Below are 23683 nucleotides of genomic sequence, written 5' to 3' on the forward strand. Positions count from 1 at the left end.
AGCTCCCACAGGGACCGCACAGGTCTCGAAACCTGTGGTATCCCTGTGGGAGCTGGCTTGCCGGCGATGGCCCCAACACCTATCCAACTGAATAAACACAGAGGAACGGCCATGGTCCTGCGTTCGGAAATCCTGGTGAACAAAAACGTCATGCCTACCGCGGAACAGGCCCTGCCTGGCCGCGAAACGCCAATGAGCCTGCCCGAGTTCCACTACGTGTTCGAAGGCACCCCACTGCTCGGCCCGTTCTTCGAGGGCGCCATCGACTTCGCCATCTTCGGCCTGGGTTGCTTCTGGGGCGCCGAGCGCCGCTTCTGGCAGCGTGAAGGCGTGGTCAGCACCGTGGTCGGCTACGCCGGCGGCTTCACCCCCCACCCCACCTACGAAGAAGTCTGCTCGGGCCTGACCGGCCACACCGAAGTGGTGCTGGTGGTGTTCGACAAGGACAAGGTCAGCTACCGCGAGCTGCTGGCAATGTTCTGGGAACTTCACAACCCCACCCAGGGCATGCGCCAGGGCAACGACATCGGCACCCAGTACCGCTCGGCCATCTACTGCACCAGCCCAGAGCAGCTGGAACAGGCCAAGGCCAGCCGCGACGCCTTCCAGGCCGAACTGAGCAAGGCCGGCTTCGGTGAAATCACCACCGAAATCGAACAGGCGCCAACCGTGTACTTTGCCGAAGCCTACCACCAGCAGTACCTGGCCAAGAACCCGGACGGCTACTGCGGCATCGGCGGCACCGGCGTGTGCCTGCCACCGAGCCTGCAGGGCAACTGAACATGAGCACGATGACCCTGTTCCACTCGCCGTTGTCGCCGTTCGTGCGCAAGGTCATGGTGGTGCTACACGAGACCGGCCAGCTTGAGCGGGTGACGCTGCAGGCAGTCAACATCAGCCCGGTGAGCGGCGACCCGCAGCTCAACCAGGACAACCCGATCGGCAAGATCCCGGCCCTGCGCCTGGACGACGGCACCGTGCTGCACGACAGCCGGGTGATCTGCGAGTACCTCGACCTGCAGCACGTCGGCCTGCCGCTGCTGCCACGAGAGGGCTCGGCGCGCTGGCGGCGCATGACCTTGGTGTCGCAGGCGGATGCGATCATGGATGCGGCGGTGTCGAGCCGTTATGAGAGCTTTCTGCGGCCTGAAGACAAGCGCTGGGATGGCTGGCTGCAGGCGCAGGGCGAGAAGATCCGCCGTAGCCTGGCCAACCTGGAGCAAGAGCATTTACCCGAGCTGATGTCCGGCTTCGACCTGGCGGCGATTGGTGTGGCCTGTGCGCTGGGCTATCTGGATTTGCGTCAGCCGGAGTTTGGCTGGCGTGAGCGCCAGCCTGGGTTGGCGGCGTGGTATGCCGAGGTGGCCAAGCAGCCGTCGATGGTCGCCACCTCTCCGGTGGCCTGAAGGGCCTATTCGCGGGTAAACCCGCTCCCACAGGGACATCACAGTAATCGAAATCTGTGCAGTACCTGTGGGAGCGGGTTTACCCGCGAATGCCTCACTGTGGTATCACAGGAAACAACTGCCCGATCCTGAGGGCCAACCACCGCCCGATCTCTTTGTCCTCCCTCATGCCACCCTCCCCACCCGCGCCCAGTCCAGCCGCCGGGTCAGCACCATGAACACCCCCAGCAAGCCAAAGCACAGCAACGAGCCCATCAGCAGCGCGTAGTCCTCGGCACTCAGCAGCCCGTAGAGCAGCGCATACAACGCCGCCAACCCCGCCGCAAACCCTACCCCACGGCCCAGGCTGCGCAGCACATGGCTCAGGTAGAAACCGATCAACAACACACACGCCGAAGCCGACAGCCCATACGCCAAGCCAAACCCGATATGCTCGGACAACGACAGCAGCAACAGGTAGAAGAACGCCAGCGCCACACCCACCAGGATGTACTGCACCGGGTGCACGCTAAGGTTTTTCAGCACCTCGAACAGAAAGAAACCGGCAAAGGTCAGGGCAATGAACAGCAAGGCGTACTTGATCGCCCGCTCGCTCTTCAGGTACTGATCCACCGGGTCGACAAAGCTGACGCCGAAGCTGCGCTCGCCGAAGTCGGCGCATTGCCCTGCCCCGGCACACTGGCGCAGGGCGTCTTCCAGGTTGGTGGCAAAGAATGAAGTCTGCCAATGGGCTGTAAACCCCTGGGCGTCGATGTCGCGGCGGCTGGGCAAGTAGCTGCCAACAAAGCTCGGATGCGGCCAGTTGGCGCGCATGTCCACGCTGCTGGTACGGCCCACCGGCACCACGTGTAACTGACCGGTACCTTGCAGCGCCAGGTCGAAGCCATAGCTGAATTCCCGCGCCTGCAGGCCATCCAGCCCCGGCAGGCTGGCGTGTACGCCGCCGCGCATCCAGTCGAGCTGGGTGCCGGCTTCGAACGGCACTTTCTGCTCGTCCAGGCTGAGCTCCAGGCCGTTCTCGATACCACGAATGTCGCTGATGCCCACCACCAGGAACGGCTTGTCGAAGCGATAGTCGTCGAAGTCCTTGTCGATGCCCCAGCGCTCCGGGAGCTTGAAGCGGCCGCTGATATGGCCCTTGGCGTGGAACAGGCGAGCCTGGTAGATGCCCCGGGCGCGCAATTCGGTGTTCACACCCAGATCGGCATCGAAGGTTTCCGGCAGGAAGTACAGATGGCCGGCGATGGTGCTGGTTTCCTGTGTGCGCTCGCCGTCCTTTTCGATCCAGCGCCGCTGGTACTTGCGGTACGGCACCACCAGCAGCGGGCCGCTGAGTTGCTGGTCGAAGCTGGCGCTCTGGGCGATGTCATGCAGTACCTCGTCGCGCAGGGCCTGGCGTTCGTCGATCAGGCCGTTGATCAGCAGTAGCGGGATTAGCAGCAGTAGCATCAGCACGGCGATCATGCCGAGCTTGTAACCGAGGGTTTTGTTCATGGGGCCTCCTGTGGCAATGGGCGCAGTGTCTGCGCCTTGCGTGGAGGCCTTGGGGAGACTGTGTGGAGATTTCGTGTTTTTGGGGCCGCTTTGCGGCCCCAGCTATCTCAGCTGATACGCCGCAGCGGCAGCCACAACCTCACCCGCACCCCGCCATCGACGTTATCCACCGCCAACGCCCCGCCATGCAGCTGCATCACCTCGGCCACAAAATTAAGCCCCAGCCCGGTACTCTTGCGCCCACTGCCGGGCCGCGGCAGCGAGTAGAAACGCTCGCTCACCCGGCCAATGGCATACGCCGGTATCGCCTGCCCCTGGTTGAACAGGCTCAAGGCCACCCGCTCGCCATCGCGCTCCAGGTCGAACAGCAGCGCACCACCTTCCGGGGTGAAATCCAGCGCGTTGTCGAGCAAGTTGGCCAGCGCCTGGCGCATCAGGAACGGGTCACACAACAAACGCATACCAGCCGGCACCCGCTGACGCACCTGCAAATTGGCGCTTTCAATGCGCGCCGCATGGGCTAGCAGCAACTCGTCCACCAGTGCCGCCAATGCCACCTGCTGCTCATCTTCCAGCGCCTGCATCTGCTCCACCCGGGCCAGGTTGAGCAGGCGCTCGATCATCTGCTGCAGGCGCTCGCTCTCACGCTCGATGTTGGCGGCAAAGCGCGCCCGTTGCTCGGCCGGCATGTCATCGCCCTGCAGCAGCTCGGAAGCCCCGCGTATGGCCGCCAGCGGGCTTTTCAGTTCGTGGGTCAGGGTATGCACGTAGCGTTCGACGTAGGCCTTGCCTTCCAGTTGCGTGCGCATGCGCTCCACCGCCTGGGCCAGGTGCGCCAGCTCGCCGCCCTTGTAGTGCGGCAACGCAGCGCGTTCTCCCTCACTGACCGCCTGGGCATAGCGAGCCAGCCGGCGCAGCGAGCGCGTCAGCCACCACGACAGCGCCGCGCCAATCAGCAAGCCCAGGCCGATCAGCCCCAGGCCCAGCGTGAGCAAACGCTGCTCGGAGCGGTCGATGTACGGCTGCAGCGAGCTGTTGGGTTTAGCTACGGTGACCACACCGATGATCTTGCCGTCGTCGATGATCGGCGCCGCTACGTGCATCACCGAGGTGCTTTCGTCGCTGGGGTCGCTGCGGGTGGAGCGCGCACCATACTGGCCACGCAGGGTCAGCAACACATCGTTCCACTTCGAATAGTCCTTGCCCAGGTCCTCACCGCTGGAGTCCAGCAGCACGATGCCCTTGGCGTCGGTGACATAGATGCGGTGGCTGACCTGGTTCTTCGCCAGCCCCCAGATCTGCGCACCTGGGCTGCGCGAGCCGTAGGCCTTGAGTACTTCCGGCAGGCGGCCCTGGTTCAGGGTGCCGGCCTTGACGTCATCGTGCAGGATCTCGGCCAACAGGTTGGCGGTGTCTACCAGCGTTTCTTCGGAAGACTGGCGCACCACCGGGCGGATCTGCTCGCGCACCGTGTTGAGCAGGAAGTAGCCCGCCAACCCGACGAACAGGAAGTACACCAGGAATATCCGGATACCCAGGCGCATCAGGCATGCTCCGGGCTATAGCTGTAGCCAAGGCCGCGGTGGGTCTGGATTGGCTCGGCGCCGCTGGCCACCTGGCGCAGCTTGGCACGCAGGGCTTTGATATGGCTGTCGATGGTGCGCTCGTAGCCCACGTCGGAGGCCACGCCCAGGGCGTCGAGCAGCTGTTCGCGGCTGAACACCCGCTGCGGTTGTTCCAGCAGGCATTGCAGCAAACGGAATTCGTGGCGGGTCAGGGTGAGGGCCTGGCTGCGGTAGGTGATCTGCATGCGCAGGGTGTCGAGCTGGAACAGTGGGGCTTCAATGGCAGGCTCGGCCCTGGGGGCCATGCGCTTGAGGATCGCCCTCACCCGCGCGGCCACTTCACGCGGGCTGAATGGCTTGACCACATAGTCGTCGGCACCGATCTCCAGGCCTACCACCCGGTCGATCTCGCTATCACGAGCGCTGAGGAACATTACCGGCACTTCGCTGAAACGGCGCAACTGCCGGCAGGTTTCGAAGCCGCTTATGTCCGGCAGGCCGATGTCGAGGATGACCAGGTCGGCCGGGTGCTGGCGCTGCTGGTCGAGGGCGGCGCTGCCGAGGGTCACCCATTCGGTGCTGTGGCCGTCGGCCTGCAGGGCGTAGACCAGGGTGTCGGCGATGGCGGCTTCGTCTTCGACGATAAGGATGTGGGGCATGGCGTCCGGGCCTGTGCAGGTCTCTATGGCGACGCCTTATAGTGTAGGAGCGGCCTTGTGTCGCGTAAGGGCCGCAGAGCGGCCCCGGCGATATTTGCATCAACGCTGAAATCGTGGGGCCGCTGTGCGGCCCATCGCAGCGGTTCGTCGCCACGACAAGCCAGCTCCCACAAGTACAACGCAGCTCTCAAGGACATGCACCATCCCTGTGGGAGCGGGCGTGCCCGCGAAGAGGCCGGTACAGGCAAAGCAAATCAGCAGTCAGGCTTGCCAGCCGTAAACTTCTTAGCCGGGTTGACCGCCGCCTTGAACTCGCGCAGCGCCTTGGACCCCACCAGCAGCGGGTAGTTGAAGCTGCTGCGGTCCACCAGGTTAACTTCCACGGTGCGCTTCACGTCACCCAGGCACAGCTCCAGGTCCACCACCGGGCGCTTGGAGATTTCCGGCGCATCGCCTTCCTCCTCTTCATCGGCACGGCCCTTGATCTTGCTGATGCGCGAGACCTTGTGCTCGTACACCTTGCCGTCCGCGTCCTTGGTCGCCAGGCGGAAACGCACCCACTCGTCGCCATCGCGGGTGAACAGCTCGATGTCCTTGGCCGACAGCGACGCGGTGAAGGCACCGGTGTCCATCTTGGCTTTCAGGGTTTCACCCAGCTCGGGCAGGGCGATGTTCTCGTACCGACCGTAGATCGTGGGTTCGGCGGCCATTACCGGCAATGCCAACAGCGACAACAAGGCAAACAGAGATTTCACAAGCAGGCTTCCTTGAGAAGGGTCAGTGCTTAGACTGCACTGGCAGGATAGGTTCGATGAAACAAGCCTAACCAACATAATGTGAAACATTTGTCCCCGCCGCCGGGCATTGGACATTTGGCGTAGGGCACGGCGCTGCTTATCATTGCCAGCTGTTTATTTCCCACAACAAGAGTCTCTTTATGCGTCGCCTGCTGACCGGCATTCTCACTACCACCCTGCTGCTGCTCAATACCGTGGTGTTGATTTGCCCGCTGCTGGTCTTCGCCCTGCTCAAGCTGGTGTTGCCGGGCCGCTGGCGAGACTATGCCTCTGCAGCGGTAATGTGGGTGGCCGAGGCCTGGTCGGAAATCGACAAAGCGATCTTCGCGTTGTGCATCCCCACCCAGTGGGACATCCGCGGCGTCGAGAACCTGCGCAAGGACACCTCGTACCTGGCCGTGAGCAATCACCAGACCTGGGTCGACATTCCGGCACTGATCGAAAGCCTCAACCGCCGCACACCGTTCTTCAAATTCTTCCTGAAGAAAGAGCTGATCTGGGTGCCGCTGCTCGGGCTGGCCTGGTGGGGGCTGGATTACCCGTTCATGAAGCGCTACAGCAAGGCGTTTCTGGAAAAGCACCCTGAGCTGAAGGGCAAGGACCTGGAGATCACCAAGGCGGCCTGCGAGCTGTTCAAGCGCCAGCCGGTGACCGTGGTGAACTATCTGGAAGGCACACGCTTTACCGAGGCCAAGCGCCTGGAGCAGCAGTCGCCGTATCGTTACCTGCTCAAGCCCAAGGCCGGCGGCGTGGCGTTCGTGCTGGCGGCGCTGGGTGAGCAGCTGGATGCCTTGCTCGACGTGACCATCGTTTACCCAGGCAACAAGGCGCCGGGGTTTTGGGACTTGCTCAATGGCAGCATCAGCCGGGTGATTATCGACATTCAAGTGCGCGAGCTGGACCCGGCGCTGTGGGCGGGGGATTACGAAAATGACCCTGAGTTTCGTCAGACGGTACAGGCCTGGGTGAACCAGCTTTGGGTGCAGAAGGACCAGCGGATCGAGCAGCTGCGGGCGGAAATGGGCTGAGATCTTTATTGCCTGATCCGGCCTCTTCGCGGGTGAACCAGCTCCCACAGGGACCCCGCTACCTTCAGGGCCTGTGGTGATTCTGTGGGAGCGGGTTTACCCGCGAAGAGGCCGGCACAGGCACTACAGAACCCTGATTAAAACCCAGGCTAATAATCAGCATTAGGATTACTTTTTTGTCATCCCCTACCTAAGTGGATAAAAATCGACCAAAGCACAACTACAAAAACGCTCTGGATCGAACGATGGCCAACCCACCCAGCTCCACCCCCGCCCAGCTCCGCCGTGTCCTCGGCCTGCCCGCCCTGGTGTTTTTCGGCCTGGTGTACATGGTCCCGCTGACCATCTTCACCACCTACGGCATCGTCACCGAACTCACTGGGGGCCGCACCGCTGGCGCCTACATGGTCACGCTGGTGGCCATGCTGTTCACTGCCGCGTCCTACAGCTTCATGGTCAAGCGCTTCCCCGTTGCGGGCTCAGCGTACTCCTACACCAACATGGCGTTCGGTCCCAACGTCGGCTTCCTGGCCGGCTGGTCGCTGCTGCTGGATTACCTGTTCCTGCCGATGATCAACTACCTGCTGATCGGCTTGTTCCTCAATATCGCCTTCCCGGCCATCCCGGCCTGGTCCATCGCCCTGGCCTCGATCGCACTGGTAACGGTATTGAACGTGGTCGGCATTCACTCAGTAGCCAAGACCAGCAACCTGATCGTTGGCGCGCAGATCGTCTTCATCGTGGTGTTCGTCGCCCTGTCCTGCCAGTCGCTGGCCGGCCAGCCGCTCGACCTGCTGTCGCCGCTGCTGGGCGATGGCTCGCAGCCTGGCTTCGGCCCGATCATGGCCGGTGCGGCGGTGTTATGCCTGTCGTTCCTCGGCTTTGATGCTGTCTCCACCCTGGCCGAAGAATGCCGCGATGCCCGCCGCGACGTGCCACGGGCGATCATCCTCACCACGCTGTTCGCCGGTGTGCTGTTCACCGTGCTGGCCTACGTCAGCCAGCTGGTCTTGCCGGGCAGCACCTTCGCCAATGCTGATGCAGCGGCCAACGAGGTGATGTTCAAGGCGGGCGGGCAGTTCCTGGCCAACTTCTTCACCGCTGCGTATGTGGCCGGCAGCCTGGGTTCGGCGCTGGCCTCGCAGGCGGCGGTATCGCGAATCCTGTTTACCATGGGCCGTGACAAGGTGCTGCCGCAGCGCACTTTCGGCTACCTGTCGCCGCGGTTTGGCACGCCGGTGTTCGCCATTGCGCTGGTGTCGGCGTTTTCGCTGCTGGCATTGGTGATCGACCTGGCTACCCTTGCCTCGCTGATCAGCTTTGGTGCGCTGGTGGCGTTTTCGGCGGTGAACCTGGCGGTGGTGAAAACCCACCTGATGGACGCTGGGGCGCAGCGTAACCTCAAGGGGCTGCTGTGCTATGGCCTGGTGCCGCTGGTGGGTTTGGCGCTGACCCTGTGGCTGTGGACCAGCCTGTCAGCGCTGACCTTGGTGATTGGCCTGTGCTGGTTTGCCCTGGGCCTGGCCTACCTGGCAATCCTGACCGCCGGCTTCCGCCGCCCGGTGCGCCTGGTGGACTTCACCGAAGCAGCCTGAACCGACGCGATTCTGCTTCTCTTGTGGGAGCGGCCTTGCGTCGCGAAAGGGCCGCAAAGCGGCCCCGACAATCTTTGAGCTGACGCTGAAACCCTGGGGTCGCTACGCGACCCTTTCCGACCGGTCCGGCGCCCCGGCAAGGCCGCTCTCACAGGTACAGCGCATGGCCTGAAGGCGGTGAAAACCCTGTGGAAGCTGGCTTGCCGGCGATAGGGCCGCCACTGCCCCTACAAAACCTTCAGACCGAAGGCTGGCCCAACGGCGCCGGTGTGGTCCACAAGCTCCCCAGGTTCTGCAACAGCGCCCCCGCAATCCCCTGCTGCCCCAGGTACTGCAACAGCAACGGCGCAAACTGCCCGATCATCCCGGTATCCATGCCCAGCGCCTTGAACGCATTGTCCAGGTCGCTGCGGTTCTCTACATTACCACCCAGCGCATTGTTCAACGCCGACGGGTTCTCGCTGTTCTTGCCCAGCAAATCACCCAACCCACTCAAGCCACCCAGCGCACTGGCCCCCGCCAGCAGGTCCAGCCCTGGCACTGCCTTGGTCAGTTGGCCATAGTCCTCGCTGCTGAGGTTGTTGCGCGCCAACCCCAGCATCGCCCCTGCGCCGCCCACGGCCTGTTCGGGGGTGATCTTCAATTCGCTGCCCAGGGTGTTGAGCAGGTTGGCCTGCGCCTCGGGCGCCTGCACCTGGCCTTGCTGTTGCTGATTCTGCATGGCCGACACGGCGTTGGCAGCGTCGCTGAGATTGAAGGCGAACACCGGGCTTGCGGCCAGGGTCATCAGGGTTGCCAGGGTGAATGCTTTCATCGGGAGGGACCTCGTCGGCCGGGATGGCCTGGGAAACGAGGGGTTTGACTGACGATTTGCGGGATTGTTCCGGAGCGCTATCCCCTAACGCGAACCTGATATTTTTACCAGTAGTCAGAGAACATGAAGCATGCAAAATACTGTCGGTGAGCAATATCATTCAGGCCATCGGTTCTTTGGAGCATGCATGAAGACCAAACAGAAAAACAACCATTTTTTCTATGCCAAGAACAAGCTGATTTCAAAGCTCGGCGATGATTCCCTGCACATTTTCAGGGCCACCTCCAGTCCGCTGGCAGAACTAAGAAACCATGACTTCAGCCTATTGGCTATCGACAATAAAAAATCGCTGACTGTGTCCCTCTCTAAAAACAGCATTACGCATTACAGCTACACGCCTTATGGTTACAACTCAAACGAAAGCACACCTAACAAATTACTAGGCTTTAATGGTGAACCGCTGAACGAGTTCCTCCATCACTACCTTCTGGGCAGTGGCTATCGATATTACAACCCACGATTGATGCGTTTCTGCTCGCCAGACCTCTTTTCGCCATTTCTTAAAGGCGGCCTGAATAGCTACACCTATTGCTTGGGCGACCCTGTTAACTTGGTTGACCCCTCTGGTGAAGCCCCTCTTACGCTGGAAATGATGAACAACATAAAAATACTCGCAAAAAACCGAGTAACTCTTCAAAAAAAATCAGCAGCGGAAACAAAGAGACTTAATAACGCGCAAGCTGAACATAAACGTCTCTCTGACAAGCATATCAGCGTCGGAAAGGCTTATGGGCTTGATCAGAAAAGTGTTCATGGGTCGAGGGTCAGCGCGTCAAAAAGAGACACCGAAACTTCCAAAACAAAGCAAGGAGAAATTATCACATTAATGGTAGAGCAAACAGACATAATCAATGATGCCAAGCTAAAACTCAAAGATATAGAAAAAAGATTCAACCAAAATGAAGATAATATCCAGAATTATCAAGACGCCTATGGACCAGGCAAATTCACAGATGCATTCGAAAAGTTCGTAAAAGAATTTCGCGAGGGCGAAAACCCTGCACAATGATGCAATTACCAGCATGGCCCCGTGATGGCTTACTTCAATGGTGGCTGTGTGCGCCGGGTTTACTCTGTCGACCTGTCTGCCACCCCGCGTACAGCTGCCACCCATTTGTTTGACAGCAGAGGGTGTCGGCGCAACCGACAGAGGGTTACACCATGCTGAAAACAATTTTTGTTCCGCCCCACAATTCCCATTTCCTTGACGACACCATTCTCCAGGCCGCGGAGAACGCCAGATGCCCGTTGAGCGGCGGGTGCTGCATAAGGCTTAGTTGATGTGTTGTCTGTTCGGGCCTCTTCGCGGGCAGGCACAGCCAATTTCAAGGGGATAGAACAATGACAACAGACGTAAGAGAACCCAACACCACCGTTGGCAAGACCATGTTTTACCAGGGGAGAACAAGACCCACCCGCTGTTCTGCATTGCCCCCGGCATTCCGTGCCAGGATGCCCGTGACCAGGCTTCGGAGCTGATGGGGTATGTGCGGGACATGACCATTGACGGGTTGATGGACAACAAGCCGCAGTTGCTTTGGGCCTCGCATTATTTGAGCGCGTTGGCCAAGGCGCTGATGGATGATGCGGAGTTGGGGACGATGCGCTGAGCCTTGTATAGCTTGGCCGGTTAACGCGTTCAGCTGGAGCGGCCTTGCCGGGGCGCTCCTACGAGAGCCTGCGCAGGCCACAAGGTCGTGGCAAACTTGCCTTCGAGCAGATCAGGTCCAGCACCGTAGCACCTGTCATGTCTGCCAGTTTCAAAATCCCTGCGGCTATTCAGAATGGGCTTCAAGCAATCTGCATTTACCCCGCGCCGCAGGGACTTGAATCATGAGCAAAGCACCAAACAACTCGCTTTTCTTCTACCGGGGCGACCAACTCGTCACCGTGAAACAGGACGACCAACATCGCGCCATCTTCCGAAACGGTGCACTGCCTCTCGCAGAACGCCGAACAAGTATTAACGAATCTGTCGGCTTGCTGGCCACTGACAATAAAGGATCGGTGCTCACAGTACAGGATGCTGACGAAAAGGAATCCCATGCTTTTGCAGCATGCGGTAATGACCCAGGCCTCCCCTCACGTAGAACTTTACTTGGGTTCAACGGCGAGCGGATTGCTCCGCTGAGCAAGGATTATCCACTGGGCAAGGGCTATCGAAACTACAACCCCTGCACCATGCGCTTCAACGCTTCAGATATGCTCAGCCCCTTTGGCGCGGGGGGACTCAATGCCTACGTTTACTGTTTGGGCGACCCCGTCAACCGAACTGATCCGAGCGGCCGTATCAGTTTCCGCTCGTTGGTCAAGCGGGTCATGTTCCGCATTAACCTCAAGGCAATGCGAAGGCGCATCACCGGTACCAACAGCAAAATAGAGATGACGCCTTCCTCTCAGGCACACCAAGCACCTGTCGACAAACCCACTTTGCGCATCGCATCAATACAGCGAACACCGGATTTGCATGAGGATTCAGGCTTTGCGTCGGTATCGGCGGCGCTCAGCCAGCGCTCCAGGAGCGCCAGCACAACCAGCTATGACTCTGATTCATCCGGACCAGACGTGACACCTGAAGGGTCCACTAACGATTTACCCTACTTCGTAGCCACAACCATCAGATCCAGAGACGATGGTCCTCGATACCATGATCCATTCGCACCTAGATGACACATTTCCAAATAAAAAGCCCCTCGATTCGAGGGGCTCTTTCATTCGACGCTGATTACGCCGCGCCCCACATCTTGTGCGGGTCGATCACAAACTTCTTCGGCACCCCTGCATCGAACTCGCCATAACCTTCCGGCGCCTGGTCCAGGTTGATCACCTGCACACCCACCACTTCGGCAATGTTGATACGGTCCCACATGATCGCCTGCATCAGCTGGCGGTTGTACTTCATGGTAGGGGTCTGGCCGGTGTGGAAGCTGTGCGACTTGGCCCAGCCCAGGCCGAAGCGGATGCTCAGCGCGCCGATCTTGGCAGCAGCATCTACCGCGCCCGGGTCTTCGGTCACGTACAGGCCCGGGATACCGATGTTGCCGGCTACACGGGTCACCTGCATCAACGAGTTCAGCACGGTGGCCGGGGCCTCGTGCTTGGCACCTTCGTGGCCATGGCCACGGGCCTCGAAGCCAACGGCGTCGACGGCGCAGTCCACTTCCGGCTCGCCGAGGATGTCGACGATCTGCTCGTGCAGCGGGGTGTCCTTGGACAGGTCGACCACTTCGAAGCCCTGCGACTTGGCATGGGCCAAGCGGGCTGGGTTGAGGTCACCGACGATGACGCAGGCGGCACCCAGCAGGCGCGCCGAGGCAGCGGCAGCCAGGCCGACCGGACCAGCACCAGCGACGTAAACGGTGCTGCCCGGGCCTACGCCAGCAGTCACGGCGCCGTGGTAGCCGGTTGGCAGGATGTCGGACAGGCAGGTCAGGTCACGGATCTTCTCCATGGCCTTGTCGCGCTCTGGCAGTTTCAGCAGGTTGAAGTCGGCGTACGGCACCAGCACGTATTCGGCCTGGCCGCCGGTCCAGTCGCCCATGTCCACGTAGCCGTAGGCACCGCCGGCGCGGGCCGGGTTGACGGTAAGGCAGACACCGGTGTGCATTTCTTTGCAGGAGCGGCAACGGCCGCAGGCAACGTTGAACGGCACCGACACCAGGTCGCCGATCTGCATGCGCTCGACGTCGCGGCCCTTCTCGACGATTTCACCGGTGATTTCATGGCCCAGGACCAGGCCGACCTGGGCGGTGGTGCGGCCGCGGACCATGTGCTGGTCGGAGCCGCAGATGTTGGTGGAAACCACCTTGAGGATCACGCCGTGCTCGATTTTCTTGCCGCGTGGGTCTTGCATTTTCGGGTAGTCGATCTTCTGTACTTCGACCTTGCCAGCGCCGAGATACACCACTCCACGATTGCCAGACATGCTCTTACCTCGCTTGATTTTTATTTATGCAGCGGTGGTGGAACGCGCCGCCATCCGTGGGCGGCATGTGTTTCTGGAATGAGGGGAATTGTGGGCCGGATGGGGCCGGATGCACTGACTGTAAGCGACAGCGACTTGCCAGTGGGCGTCAGGGGCCAATGCCCCCAAGGGAGCGGATGCCATGCAGCGCTTAAACTACAGGACTGACCTGTCAATTCTGCCAGTAACAGTTTCATGCGCCTTCAGGAACAATGATTCCACTACGGAGAAACAGGATGTGCGCCATGCAGCCGATCAAGCAACGACTTTGCTTCTATCAGCATCAGGTACTGCATCTTCAGTTGAGCGGCGCTCTGTCGCGGACGCTCATGCGTACGCAAAATTGTCCTATCGCCGAGGTCGGCGCAGGCAATGCTAGCTTGCTTGGTACAGATCGACAGGGGTCCGTGTTGTTTCTCGATACGGGCGATCACACCAGGGCATTCAACTATTCGGCCTTCGGCTACGATGCGGTTGGAAATGAAAAAGAGTCGATGCTGGGCTTCTGCCAACAACCCAGAGAGCCGCTCACAGGCTTTTACCTGTTAGGCCAAGGCTATCGCGCGTACCATCCGGGACTTCAACGCTTCAGCTCACCCGACAGATACAGTCCATTTGAGGAGGGTGGGATCAACCCCTATGCCTACTGCAACGACGACCCAGTCAACTTGACGGACCCAACGGGAAAGGCTGGGGCTCCCGTTAGAATGGTAAAGGCTGTAGCCCTCGACGAATTTCACATATTTCACCGTGAACAACAGCCCAACATATCTGCACGGCGGCCTCAACAGCCGGGTTTTGCACCTGCCCCCGTCGCCGCACCGATGGCGCTTAATAACAGGCAACCATTAGGAGAGCCGCTTCAGGATCTGCCTTTACCCATTAACTCCGCTCCTGCAATAAACAACACCATGACCACTCAGGCAGCAAGGCGTGTTGGGAATCCCCCAACTCTCGCTCTGCAGTCAAGCACATTGAGTCGCCTAATCACCGGCCTTCGGCGTCCAATCATCCGCCTGGTGCGTAGATTTCATTGGATGTTCTCTCAACAAGCAGTCAACAATTCCGTTTCAACTACAGCACCCCGTCCACACTCAACTGCCCTTATGCATGCATCGCAGCGGCAGTATCGACAAGCTCAAAGTAGGTCGACACAGCGGCCTTCTGACCACAACCGGGAAATCAGGCAATAGAAAATGCAGTCGGGATTCAATGATTCTTATCCATGAGAGTCCCGACGAAGGGGCTGCATTGCAGCCCCTGAACAATCAGAGCACCACAGTCCGGTTGGCGTTGAGGAACACTCGCCGCTCAATGTGATACCCCACCGCCCGCGCCAGGGTCAGGCATTCGATATCGCGCCCTTTGGCAATCAAATCTTCCGGGTAATGGCTGTGGTCCACCACCTCGACGCCCTGGGCAATGATCGGCCCTTCATCCAGGTCGTTGTTGATGTAGTGCGCCGTGGCACCGACCATCTTCACGCCCTTGTTGTACGCCTGGTGATAAGGCTTGGCGCCCTTGAACCCTGGCAACAACGAGTGGTGAATGTTGATCGCCCAGCCATCCAGGCGGCGGCACAGCTCCGGCGACAGCACCTGCATGTAGCGCGCAAGAATCACCAGCTCGGCACCGGTTTCCTCGATCACCTGCAGCACCTTGCGCTCTTGCCCCGGCTTGTCGTTGGGGTCGAGAGCAAAGTGGTAGTAGGGAATCTTGTGCCAATGCGCCAGTGGCTCGAGGTCAGGGTGGTTGGACACCACTGCCACCACGTCCATGGCCAGCTGGCCGATGCGCTGGCGATACAGCAAATCGTTAAGGCAGTGGTCGGCCTTGGACACCATGATCACCACTTTCGGGCGGTGATTCGGTGCGGTCAGCTCGAAAGCCATGCCGAACGCATCGCTGCGCTCGGCAAGGCCGGCACGGAAGCCGGCTTCGTCGAAGTCGTCCGGCTGGCGGAACTCCACGCGAATGAAGAAGCGCCCCGACTGCCGGTCATCGAAGGAGTGGTGCTCCGTCACGTAGCAGCGCTGCTCGAAGAGGTAACGCGTCACCACGTCGACGGTGCCGAGCATGCTCGGGCAGTCGGCGGTGAGAATCCAGGTATCCGGTGCCCGACTCATGTTCTGTTCTCCTTAAGCTTCGATGCTCAGGCCGTACTCGGCCGAAGCGTCCTGCAGCCACAGCCACCAGTAGTCGGAGAAGCTGCGGCGAATCACCAGTTCCCAGGTGTCTTCGGCGGTACGGCGGATCACCAGTTGCGACTTGGCGAACACGGTGCCAACTGCCTTGCCCACCGGGAAGTTGTTTGGGTGAACATCATAGCTGGTGGACTTCATCAGCACTTCGCGCACGTTCGGGCCGCGCAGTTCCAGCAGGCTTTGCCCACCGCTGACGTTGACCACCTGGATGTGCTGGCCTTCAAGGGCCGCACGCAGCTTTTGCTCGACTGCCAGTTCCTGGCCACCGGGTACGATCAGCAGCCATTCATCGGGGCCGACCCATTGCAGCGACATGTCTTTGTTGGCGACCACGGTCAGTGCCACTGGCAGCTCCAGGCCCAGGGCCTTGTGCACGCCGGCGGCGAACTCCGAGTTATGGCCGTCGCCACGAATGGTCAGGTGGCCGAGGAACTTGCGTTCACGCAGGGTTACGCCTGCGTTCTTGCGGCCTTTGCCAACCAGGCTAGCCAGGTCGGCGTGGTGCAGTGGCGACTGGGCCTTGGCCTCGGCGCCGGGGTTTTGCTGGAAGACGTTGATAGCGCTCATTTCTTACCTGCCTTGAATTCTTGTTCGTCGATGCGACGCAGCTTTTGTGTTGGGGCTACCGGCCTCATCGCCGGCAAGCCAGCTCCCACAGGGACCTCACCAACCTTCAAAGCTGCATCGATCCTGTGGGAGCTGGCTTGCCGGCGATTGCGCCTGGCCTGCCCCCACAGGGCCCGGAGTCAAACGTTCTGCCGCTCACCCTTCGGATCGAAGAACACCGAAGACACGATCTCCGCCTCGATCACGCTGCCATCCGCCTGCGGCGAGTACACACGTTCACCCATGCGCTTGAGGCCGCCTTTGACCACGCCCATGGCGAACGAGTAGCCCAGCGAGTTGGACGCGTAGCTGGAGGTCACGTGGCCCACCATGTCCATCGGGATCGGCTGCTTCGGATCGAACACCAGCTGGGCGCCTTCCGGCAGCCATTTGGTCGGGTCGACCGGCTTCAGGCCTACCAGCTGCTTGCGGTTCTCACGCACGCAGTCTTCGCGGTTCATGCCACGCAGGCCGATCCACGAGAATGGCTTGTTGCGGCCTACGCACCAGCTCATGTTCAGGTCGTCCGGGTTCATCGAGCCATCGGTATCCTGGCCAACGATGATGAAGCCCTTCTCGGCACGCAGTACGTGCATGGTCTCGGTGCCGTACGGGGTCAGGTTGTACTTCTTGCCCGCCTCGATGATCTGTTCCAGTACGCCCATGGCGTAGTTGGCCTGCACGTTGACTTCGTACGACAGCTCACCGGTGAACGAGATACGGAACACCCGGGCTGGTACGCCGCCAACGTTGCCTTCCTTCCAGGTCATGAACGGGAAGGCTTCCTTGTCCATGTCGATGTCGGTCAGCTCGCTGAGCAGCTTGCGGCTGTTGGGGCCGGACAGGGTCATGGTGGCCCAGTGGTCGGTGACCGAGGTGAAGTACACCTTCAGTTCCGGCCATTCGGTCTGGTGGTACAGCTCCATCCACTGCAGCACGCGGGCGGCGCCGCCGGTGGTGGTGGTCATGATGAAGTGGTTGTCGCCGACGCAGGCGGTTACGCCGTCGTCGAAGACCATGCCGTCTTCCTTGCACATCAGGCCGTAGCGGGCCTTGCCCACGTCGAGCTTGGTCCAGGCGTTGGTGTAGATGCGGTTGAGGAACTCGCGGGCATCCGGGCCCTGGATGTCGATCTTGCCCAGGGTCGAGGCGTCCAGCAGGCCCACGCTGTCACGCACGGCCTTGCATTCGCGGGCCACGGCAGCATGGATGTCTTCACCGGCTTTCGGGAAGTACCAAGGGCGCTTCCACTGGCCGACGTCTTCGAACTCGGCGCCATTCTTCACGTGCCAGGCATGCAGGGCGGTGAAGCGCACAGGTTCGAACAGGTGACCACAGTGGCGGCCCGCTACTGCACCGAAGGTAACCGGCGTGTAGTTGGGGCGGAACATGGTGGTACCCATTTCCGGAATGGTGATGCCGATCCAACGGGCGGCGATGGCCAGGCCGTTGATGTTGCCCAGTTTGCCCTGGTCGGTACCGAAGCCAAGCGCGGTGTAGCGTTTGACGTGCTCGACCGACTCGAAGCCTTCACGGGTGGCCAGCTCGATACCGGCGGCGGTCACGTCGTTCTGCTGGTCAACGAACTGCTTCGGCCCTTTGGTGCCCTTGTCGTGCGGCACCTGGAACAGTGCCACGGTGGCCTCTTCCTTGCGCGCAACGGTTTTCGGCAGGGTGCCAACGGTGGCCTTGAAGCCTGCTTCGGTAGCTGCGCGAACGCCGCCTTCGAAACCATCGGCAATCACATCGCCCAAGGCGTAGACGCCGTTGATACCACCCACGCACTCGCGTTTTTGCGGGGCATCGCCCGGCACGAAGCCGAGGATGTCGTCACGCCATACCGGGCGACCGCCCAGGTGCGAGGCCAGGTGAACGATCGGGCTGTAGCCGCCCGAGGACGCGATCAGGTCGCACTCGAGGGTTTCGCCAGGGCTGGTGACCTTGCGTGCCTGCACATCGATGGCGGCCACGCGGGCGCCGGTGACGTGCTTGCTGCCTTTAGCCTCGACCACGGCGCTGGAGGTGAGGATACGGATGCCTTTGGCACGCGCTTCTTCAACCAGCGAGCCACGTGGGTTGTGGCGGGCGTCGGCGATGGCGACCACTTGCAGGCCAGCGTCGTGCCAGTCCAGCGCGGCGCGGTAGGCGTGGTCGTTGTTGGTCGACAGCACCATCTTGCGGCCCGGGGCCACGCCGTAACGGCGCACGTAGGTGGACACGGCACCGGCCAGCATGTTGCCCGGCACGTCGTTGTTGCCGTACACCAGCGGGCGCTCGTGGGCGCCGGCAGCCAGTACCACGCGCTTGGCGCGCACGCGGTGCACACGGTGGCGAACCTGGCCGATCGGTGCGCGGTCGCCGAGGTGGTCGGTGAGGCGCTCGTGAATGGTCAGGAAGTTATGGTCGTGGTAGCCGTTGACCGTGGCGCGTGGCAGCAGGGTCACTTCCGGCAGGCCTTCCAGCTCTTTGACCACGGCGTTGACCCAGTCGGCGGCAGGCTTGCCGTCGAGGGTTTCGCGGGTGTCGAGCAGGCTGCCGCCGAACTCTTCCTGCTCGTCAGCCAGGATAACGCGGGCACCGCTGCGCGCAGCGGCCAGTGCGGCAGCCAGGCCAGCAGGGCCGGCGCCGACGATCAGCACGTCGCAGTGCTGGTTCATGTAGTCGTAGCTGTCCGGGTCGTTCTGCAGCGGCGCACGGCCCAGGCCGGCTGCCTTGCGGATGTACTTCTCGTAAGTCATCCAGAACGATTTCGGGTACATGAAGGTTTTGTAGTAGAAGCCCGGCGGCATCATGCTGCCGCCAACCTTGCCAAGGATGCCCATGACGTCGTTGTTGACGTTCGGCCAGCCGTTGGTGCTGGTGGCTACAAGACCTGCGTACAGCGCCTGCTGGGTGGCACGCACGTTAGGGATCTGGGTGGCTTCGCTGGAGCCGATCTGCAGGATGGCGTTCGGCTCTTCGGTACCGGCAGCGATGATGCCGCGTGGGCGCGAGTACTTGAAGCTGCGGCCAACGATGTCGACGCCGTTGGCCAGCAACGCGGCGGCCAGGCTGTCACCGGCATAACCCTGGTAGGTCTTGCCGTTGAAGGTGAAGTTCAGGACCTTGCTGCGGTCGATACGGCCGCCGCTGGCGAGGCGATAGGTCTGGCTCATACTTTTTCCCCTTGGCCTTTGACGGCGGACGGTGCGCTGCTTGGCTTGCCGCCTTCGGTCACTTGCGGCTTCTCGCCAATCTTGTAGGTTTCCAGAATTTCGTAGGTCACGGTGTTACGGGTGACGTTGAAATACTGGCGGCAGCCGGCAACGTGGTCCCACAGTTCGTGGTGAATACCGCGTGGGTTGTCACGGTAGAACATGTAGGTACCCCACTCCTCGTCGGAGCAGGCGGCAGGGTCCAGCGGGCGGGCGATGTGCGCCTGGCCAGAGGCGTGGAACTCTTCTTCGGAGCGCAGCTCGCCGCAGTGGGGACAGAAAATATGCAACATGACGGTGTCTCCGGTTAGTGGGCGACGGCGGCGGCGCCGTGTTCGTCGATCAGTGCGCCGTTGTAGAAACGGTCCATGGAGAACGGCGCAGCCAGTGGGTGCATTTCGCCCTTGGCCAGGCTCGCGGCGAAGACGTTGCCCGAACCCGGGGTCGCCTTGAAGCCGCCAGTACCCCAACCGCAGTTGAAGAACATGTTCTTGACCGGGGTCTTGGTGATGATCGGGCAAGCGTCCGGCGTGGTGTCGACGATGCCGCCCCATTGGCGGTTCATGCGCACGCGCGACAGGTTGGGGAACATCTCGACGATGGCTTGCAGGGTGTGCTCGATCACCGGGTAGGAGCCGCGCTGGCCGTAGCCGACCCAGCCGTCGATACCGGCACCGATCACCAGGTCGCCCTTGTCGGACTGGCTGATGTAGCCGTGTACGGCGTTGGACATGATCACGCTGTCGATGATCGGCTTGATTGGCTCGGATACCAGTGCTTGCAGCGGGTGCGATTCCAGCGGCAGGCGGAAGCCGGCCAGCTTGGCCATGTGCCCGGAGTTACCGGCGGTGACCACGCCGACGCGCTTGGCGCCGATGAAGCCTTTGTTGGTTTCCACACCAATGACCGCGCCGTTTTCCTTGCGGAAGCCGATGACTTCGGTCTGCTGGATCAGGTCCACGCCCAAGGCGTCGGCGGCACGCGCATAGCCCCAGGCCACGGCGTCGTGACGGGCCACGCCACCACGGCGCTGAACGGTAGCGCCGAGGATTGGGTAGCGGGTGTTCTTCGAGCAGTCCAGGTACGGGATTTCGGCCGCGACCTGGGCGGTGTTCAGCAGCTCGCCATCAACGCCATTGAGGCGGTTGGCGCTGACACGGCGCTCGGAATCACGAATGTCCTGCAGGGTGTGGCACAGGTTATATACCCCGCGCTGGGAGAACATCACGTTGTAGTTGATGTCCTGGGACAGGCCTTCCCACAGTTTCATGGCGTGCTCGTACAGCTGCGCCGACTCGTCCCACAGGTAGTTGGAACGCACGATGGTGGTGTTACGGGCGGTGTTGCCACCGCCCAGGTAGCCCTTCTCGATCACGGCAACGTTGGTGATGCCGTGCTCTTTGGCCAGGTAATAGGCCGTGGCCAGGCCATGGCCGCCACCGCCAACGATAACCACGTCATAGACCTTTTTAGGGGTCGGCGTGCGCCACATGCGCTGCCAGTTTTCGTGGTGGCTGAGGGAGTGTTTGAAAAGGCCGAAGCCCGAGTAGCGTTGCATGGTCGTTTACTCCACTCAGCGGTAAACAGGGAAATCAGCGCACAGGGCCGCGACGTTCTTCGCCACATCGGCTTCGACGTCTGCGTCACCGAGGTTGTCGAGGATGTCGCAGATCCAGCCGGCCAGGGCCACACACTGGGCAACCTTGAAGCCACGGGTGGTGACAGCCGGGGTGCCGATGCGCAGGCCCGAGGTGACGAACGGCGACTGCGGGTCGTTCGGCACGGCGTTCTTGTTGACGGTGATGTGCGCGCGGCCCAGGGCGGCGTCGGCATCTTTACCGGTCAGGCCCTGACGAATCAGGCTGACCAGGAACAGGTGGTTGTCGGTGCCACCGGAAACCACGTCGTAGCCGCGGTCGACGAACACCTGGGCCATGGCCTGGGCGTTTTCGATCACTTGTTGCTGGTAGGCCTTGAACTCAGGCTCCAGCGCTTCCTTGAAGCACACGGCCTTGGCGGCGATCACGTGCATCAGCGGGCCGCCCTGGGCGCCCGGGAATACAGCAGCGTTAAGCTTTTTCTCGATCTCTTCGTTGGCCTTGGCCAGGATCAGGCCACCACGTGGGCCACGCAGGGTCTTGTGGGTGGTGGTGGTGACCACGTCGGCGAACGGGATCGGGTTCGGGTACAGGCCAGCGGCAACCAGGCCGGCAACGTGGGCCATGTCGACGAACAGCAGCGCACCCACCTTGTCGGCGATGGCGCGGAAGCGTGGGAAGTCGAGGGTCTTGGAGTAGGCCGAGAAACCGGCAACGATCATTTTCGGCTTGTGCTCGACCGCCAGGCGCTCGACTTCGTCGTAGTCGATCAGGCCGGTGTTGGTGTCGATGCCGTATTGCACAGCGTTGTACAGCTTGCCCGAGGACGACACCTTGGCGCCGTGGGTCAGGTGGCCGCCGTGGGCCAGGCTCATGCCAAGGATGGTGTCACCGGCCTGCAGCAGGGCCAGGTAGACCGCGCCGTTGGCCGACGAGCCGGAGTGCGGCTGGACGTTGGCGTAGTCGGCACCGAACAGCTGCTTGGCGCGCTCGATGGCCAGGGCTTCTACCTTGTCCACGTGCTCGCAGCCACCGTAGTAGCGCTTGCCTGGGTAGCCTTCGGCGTACTTGTTGGTCAGGCCGCTGCCTTGGGCCTGCATCACGCGCTTGGAGGTGTAGTTTTCCGAGGCGATCAGCTCGATGTGGTCTTCCTGGCGCTGTTCTTCGGCATTCATCGCCGCCAGCAGTGCATCGTCGTAACCTTGGATTTGGTCTTGCTTGCTGAACATCGTGTATCTCCCGGCAGCGATCGTTTTTTGTCGTGGGGCACTGTGGCCCTTTGTGGCGATGTTATGACTGGCCGGGGCAGGTCAGATGCCTGCGCACGCCTTGCAATGGCGCGTTTACGACATTCGTTGTTTGCTGCTTGTGCCGGCCCTTTCGCGGGTGAACCCGCTCCCACAGGTACGGCGGTGCTCTGAAGGCTTGTGATATCCCTGTAGGAGCGGGTTTCACCCGCGAAGAGGCCGGCCCAGACAACCCTGAAACCAGCTTATGCAGCGGTTGTATAGGCAACCGCCGAATCGATGGTTTAGAGTGCTGTTCTGCGTCGTTCACAGGACAGTGTCATGACAGATAAGAGCCAACAATTCGCCAGCGACAACTATTCCGGTATCTGCCCCGAAGCCTGGGCGGCGATGGAGAAGGCCAACCATGGCCACGACCGCGCCTACGGCGACGACCAGTGGACCGAGCGTGCTTCGGAGTACTTCCGCAACCTGTTCGAAACTGACTGCGAGGTGTTCTTCGCCTTCAACGGCACCGCCGCCAACTCCCTGGCCCTGGCCTCGCTGTGCCAGAGCTACCACAGCGTAATCTGCTCCGAGACCGCGCACGTCGAAACCGACGAATGCGGCGCGCCGGAGTTCTTCTCCAACGGCTCCAAGCTGCTGACCGCGCCCAGCGTCAACGGCAAGCTGACGCCGCAGTCGATCCGCGAAGTGGCACTGAAACGCCAGGACATCCACTACCCCAAGCCACGGGTGGTCACCATCACCCAGGCCACCGAGGTAGGTACCGTTTATCGCCCCGACGAACTCAAGGCGATCAGCGCCACCTGCAAGGAGCTGGGCCTGAACCTGCACATGGACGGCGCACGCTTTACCAATGCCTGCGCGTTCCTCGGCTGCAGCCCGGCCGAGCTGACCTGGAAGGCCGGCGTCGATGTGCTGTGCTTTGGCGGCACCAAGAACGGCATGGCGGTGGGCGAGGCGATCCTGTTCTTCAACCGCCAGCTGGCCGAAGACTTCGACTACCGCTGCAAGCAGGCTGGGCAACTCGCTTCGAAAATGCGCTTCCTGTCGGCACCATGGGTAGGCCTGCTGGAAGATGGCGCCTGGTTGCGCCATGGCAAGCATGCCAACCATTGCGCGCAGTTGTTGGCCGCGCTGGTGAGTGACTTGCCGGGGGTTGAGCTGATGTTCCCGGTGGAGGCCAACGGGGTGTTCCTGCAGATGCCGGAGCACGCCATTGAAGCGCTGCGAGGCAAGGGGTGGCGGTTTTATACCTTCATTGGTAGCGGTGGGGCGCGGTTCATGTGTTCGTGGGATACCGAGGAAGAGCGGGTGCGTGAGCTGGCGGCGGATATCCGCAGCATCATCACCGCCTGACAGATTGCTGGGAGGGCTTTGCCCTCCTTTCGCGACACAAGGCCGCTCCCACAAGGCCCGGCGTACACTGATCAATGTGGGAGCGGCCTT

General features: G+C 61.4%; 20 protein-coding genes and 1 pseudogene. 9 read left to right on the forward strand and 12 right to left on the reverse strand.

The genetic code is table 11. The features are described 5' to 3' along the window. The first annotated feature begins 111 nt into the window (after window positions 1-111). Entirely contained in the window at window positions 112-780 is a 669-nt protein-coding gene (gene msrA, locus ABE456_RS21465; protein ID WP_346645718.1) for a peptide-methionine (S)-S-oxide reductase MsrA, read from the forward strand. Window positions 781-782: 2 nt separating this feature from the next. Beyond that, entirely contained in the window at window positions 783-1406 is a 624-nt protein-coding gene (locus ABE456_RS21470) for a glutathione S-transferase (RefSeq protein WP_346645719.1), read from the forward strand. Between the two features lie 165 nt (window positions 1407-1571). Here ABE456_RS21470 and creD read toward each other — a convergent pair whose 3' ends face one another. The 4 genes from creD to ABE456_RS21490 all read right to left on the reverse strand — a co-directional run bounded on the left by creD (window position 1572) and on the right by ABE456_RS21490 (window position 5879). Further along, complete coding sequence (gene creD, locus ABE456_RS21475) at window positions 1572-2900, reverse strand: cell envelope integrity protein CreD (protein WP_346645720.1); 1329 nt, start codon at window positions 2898-2900, stop codon at window positions 1572-1574. A 107-nt stretch (window positions 2901-3007) separates the two neighbouring features. Next, window positions 3008-4444 carry a two-component system sensor histidine kinase CreC gene (gene creC, locus ABE456_RS21480; RefSeq protein WP_346645721.1) on the reverse strand — a complete coding sequence of 479 codons (1437 nt, stop codon included), beginning with the start codon at window positions 4442-4444 and terminating at the stop codon, window positions 3008-3010. Then, window positions 4444-5124 carry a two-component system response regulator CreB gene (gene creB / locus ABE456_RS21485; RefSeq protein WP_346645722.1) on the reverse strand — a complete coding sequence of 227 codons (681 nt, stop codon included), beginning with the start codon at window positions 5122-5124 and terminating at the stop codon, window positions 4444-4446. Before creB ends, creC begins: the two co-directional genes overlap by 1 nt. Before the next feature lie 254 nt (window positions 5125-5378). Further along, window positions 5379-5879, reverse strand: coding sequence for an ATP-dependent zinc protease (locus ABE456_RS21490; protein ID WP_346645723.1), 501 nt, complete (start codon window positions 5877-5879; stop codon window positions 5379-5381). 182 nt (window positions 5880-6061) lie between these two features. On the opposite strand from ABE456_RS21490, the gene ABE456_RS21495 reads away from it, so the two are divergent. Next, window positions 6062-6949 carry an acyltransferase gene (locus ABE456_RS21495; RefSeq protein WP_346645724.1) on the forward strand — a complete coding sequence of 296 codons (888 nt, stop codon included), beginning with the start codon at window positions 6062-6064 and terminating at the stop codon, window positions 6947-6949. 245 nt (window positions 6950-7194) lie between these two features. Then, the gene (locus ABE456_RS21500; RefSeq protein ID WP_346645725.1) at window positions 7195-8544 is read left to right on the forward strand and encodes an APC family permease; all 1350 of its coding nucleotides are present in this window, start codon (window positions 7195-7197) and stop codon (window positions 8542-8544) included. A 238-nt stretch (window positions 8545-8782) separates the two neighbouring features. Here the strand turns inward: ABE456_RS21500 and ABE456_RS21505 are convergent, their stop codons facing one another. Next, window positions 8783-9358, reverse strand: a complete 576-nt coding sequence (locus ABE456_RS21505) for a DUF2780 domain-containing protein (RefSeq protein WP_346645726.1) — start codon at window positions 9356-9358, stop codon at window positions 8783-8785. Window positions 9359-9545: 187 nt separating this feature from the next. On the opposite strand from ABE456_RS21505, the gene ABE456_RS21510 reads away from it, so the two are divergent. The 3 genes and pseudogenes from ABE456_RS21510 (at window position 9546) to ABE456_RS21520 (ending at window position 12088) form a co-directional block, all read left to right on the forward strand. Beyond that, entirely contained in the window at window positions 9546-10427 is an 882-nt protein-coding gene (locus ABE456_RS21510) for an RHS repeat-associated core domain-containing protein (protein ID WP_346645727.1), read from the forward strand. A 332-nt stretch (window positions 10428-10759) separates the two neighbouring features. After that, a pseudogene (locus tag ABE456_RS21515) lies at window positions 10760-11028 on the forward strand (DUF3077 domain-containing protein). Between the two features lie 223 nt (window positions 11029-11251). Beyond that, window positions 11252-12088, forward strand: coding sequence for an RHS repeat-associated core domain-containing protein (locus ABE456_RS21520; protein WP_346645728.1), 837 nt, complete (start codon window positions 11252-11254; stop codon window positions 12086-12088). A gap of 55 nt (window positions 12089-12143) precedes the next feature. On the opposite strand, the gene fdhA is transcribed toward ABE456_RS21520, so the two are convergent. Next, the gene (gene fdhA, locus ABE456_RS21525; protein ID WP_003255673.1) at window positions 12144-13343 is read right to left on the reverse strand and encodes a formaldehyde dehydrogenase, glutathione-independent; all 1200 of its coding nucleotides are present in this window, start codon (window positions 13341-13343) and stop codon (window positions 12144-12146) included. Window positions 13344-13627: 284 nt separating this feature from the next. Between fdhA and ABE456_RS21530 the strand changes: the two genes are divergently transcribed. Further along, on the forward strand, window positions 13628-14575 hold the full coding sequence (locus ABE456_RS21530) for an RHS repeat-associated core domain-containing protein (protein WP_346645729.1): 948 nt from the start codon (window positions 13628-13630) through the stop codon (window positions 14573-14575). Window positions 14576-14650: 75 nt separating this feature from the next. Here the strand turns inward: ABE456_RS21530 and purU are convergent, their stop codons facing one another. From purU to ABE456_RS21560, 6 genes are all read right to left on the reverse strand, one after another. Beyond that, window positions 14651-15508, reverse strand: coding sequence for a formyltetrahydrofolate deformylase (purU, locus tag ABE456_RS21535; RefSeq protein ID WP_346645730.1), 858 nt, complete (start codon window positions 15506-15508; stop codon window positions 14651-14653). A 12-nt stretch (window positions 15509-15520) separates the two neighbouring features. Further along, window positions 15521-16153: a sarcosine oxidase subunit gamma family protein gene (soxG, locus tag ABE456_RS21540; RefSeq protein WP_346645731.1), complete on the reverse strand. Its 633-nt coding sequence runs from the start codon at window positions 16151-16153 to the stop codon at window positions 15521-15523. Between the two features lie 179 nt (window positions 16154-16332). Beyond that, complete coding sequence (locus tag ABE456_RS21545; protein ID WP_346645732.1) at window positions 16333-19347, reverse strand: sarcosine oxidase subunit alpha; 3015 nt, start codon at window positions 19345-19347, stop codon at window positions 16333-16335. Beyond that, window positions 19344-19679: a sarcosine oxidase subunit delta gene (locus ABE456_RS21550; RefSeq protein WP_346645733.1), complete on the reverse strand. Its 336-nt coding sequence runs from the start codon at window positions 19677-19679 to the stop codon at window positions 19344-19346. Before ABE456_RS21550 ends, ABE456_RS21545 begins: the two co-directional genes overlap by 4 nt. Before the next feature lie 14 nt (window positions 19680-19693). Next, a complete protein-coding gene (locus ABE456_RS21555; RefSeq protein WP_346645734.1) occupies window positions 19694-20944 on the reverse strand; it encodes a sarcosine oxidase subunit beta family protein in 1251 nt (416 codons plus the stop codon). Between the two features lie 15 nt (window positions 20945-20959). Continuing rightward, the gene (locus tag ABE456_RS21560) at window positions 20960-22213 is read right to left on the reverse strand and encodes a serine hydroxymethyltransferase (RefSeq protein WP_051095439.1); all 1254 of its coding nucleotides are present in this window, start codon (window positions 22211-22213) and stop codon (window positions 20960-20962) included. A gap of 339 nt (window positions 22214-22552) precedes the next feature. Here ABE456_RS21560 and ABE456_RS21565 point away from each other — a divergent pair, with 339 nt between their 5' ends. Continuing rightward, a complete protein-coding gene (locus ABE456_RS21565; protein ID WP_346645735.1) occupies window positions 22553-23593 on the forward strand; it encodes a low specificity L-threonine aldolase in 1041 nt (346 codons plus the stop codon). Window positions 23594-23683 lie beyond the last annotated feature (90 nt).

The sequence above is a fragment of the Pseudomonas sp. TWI929 genome (assembly GCF_039673335.1).
Lineage (GTDB): Bacteria > Pseudomonadota > Gammaproteobacteria > Pseudomonadales > Pseudomonadaceae > Aquipseudomonas.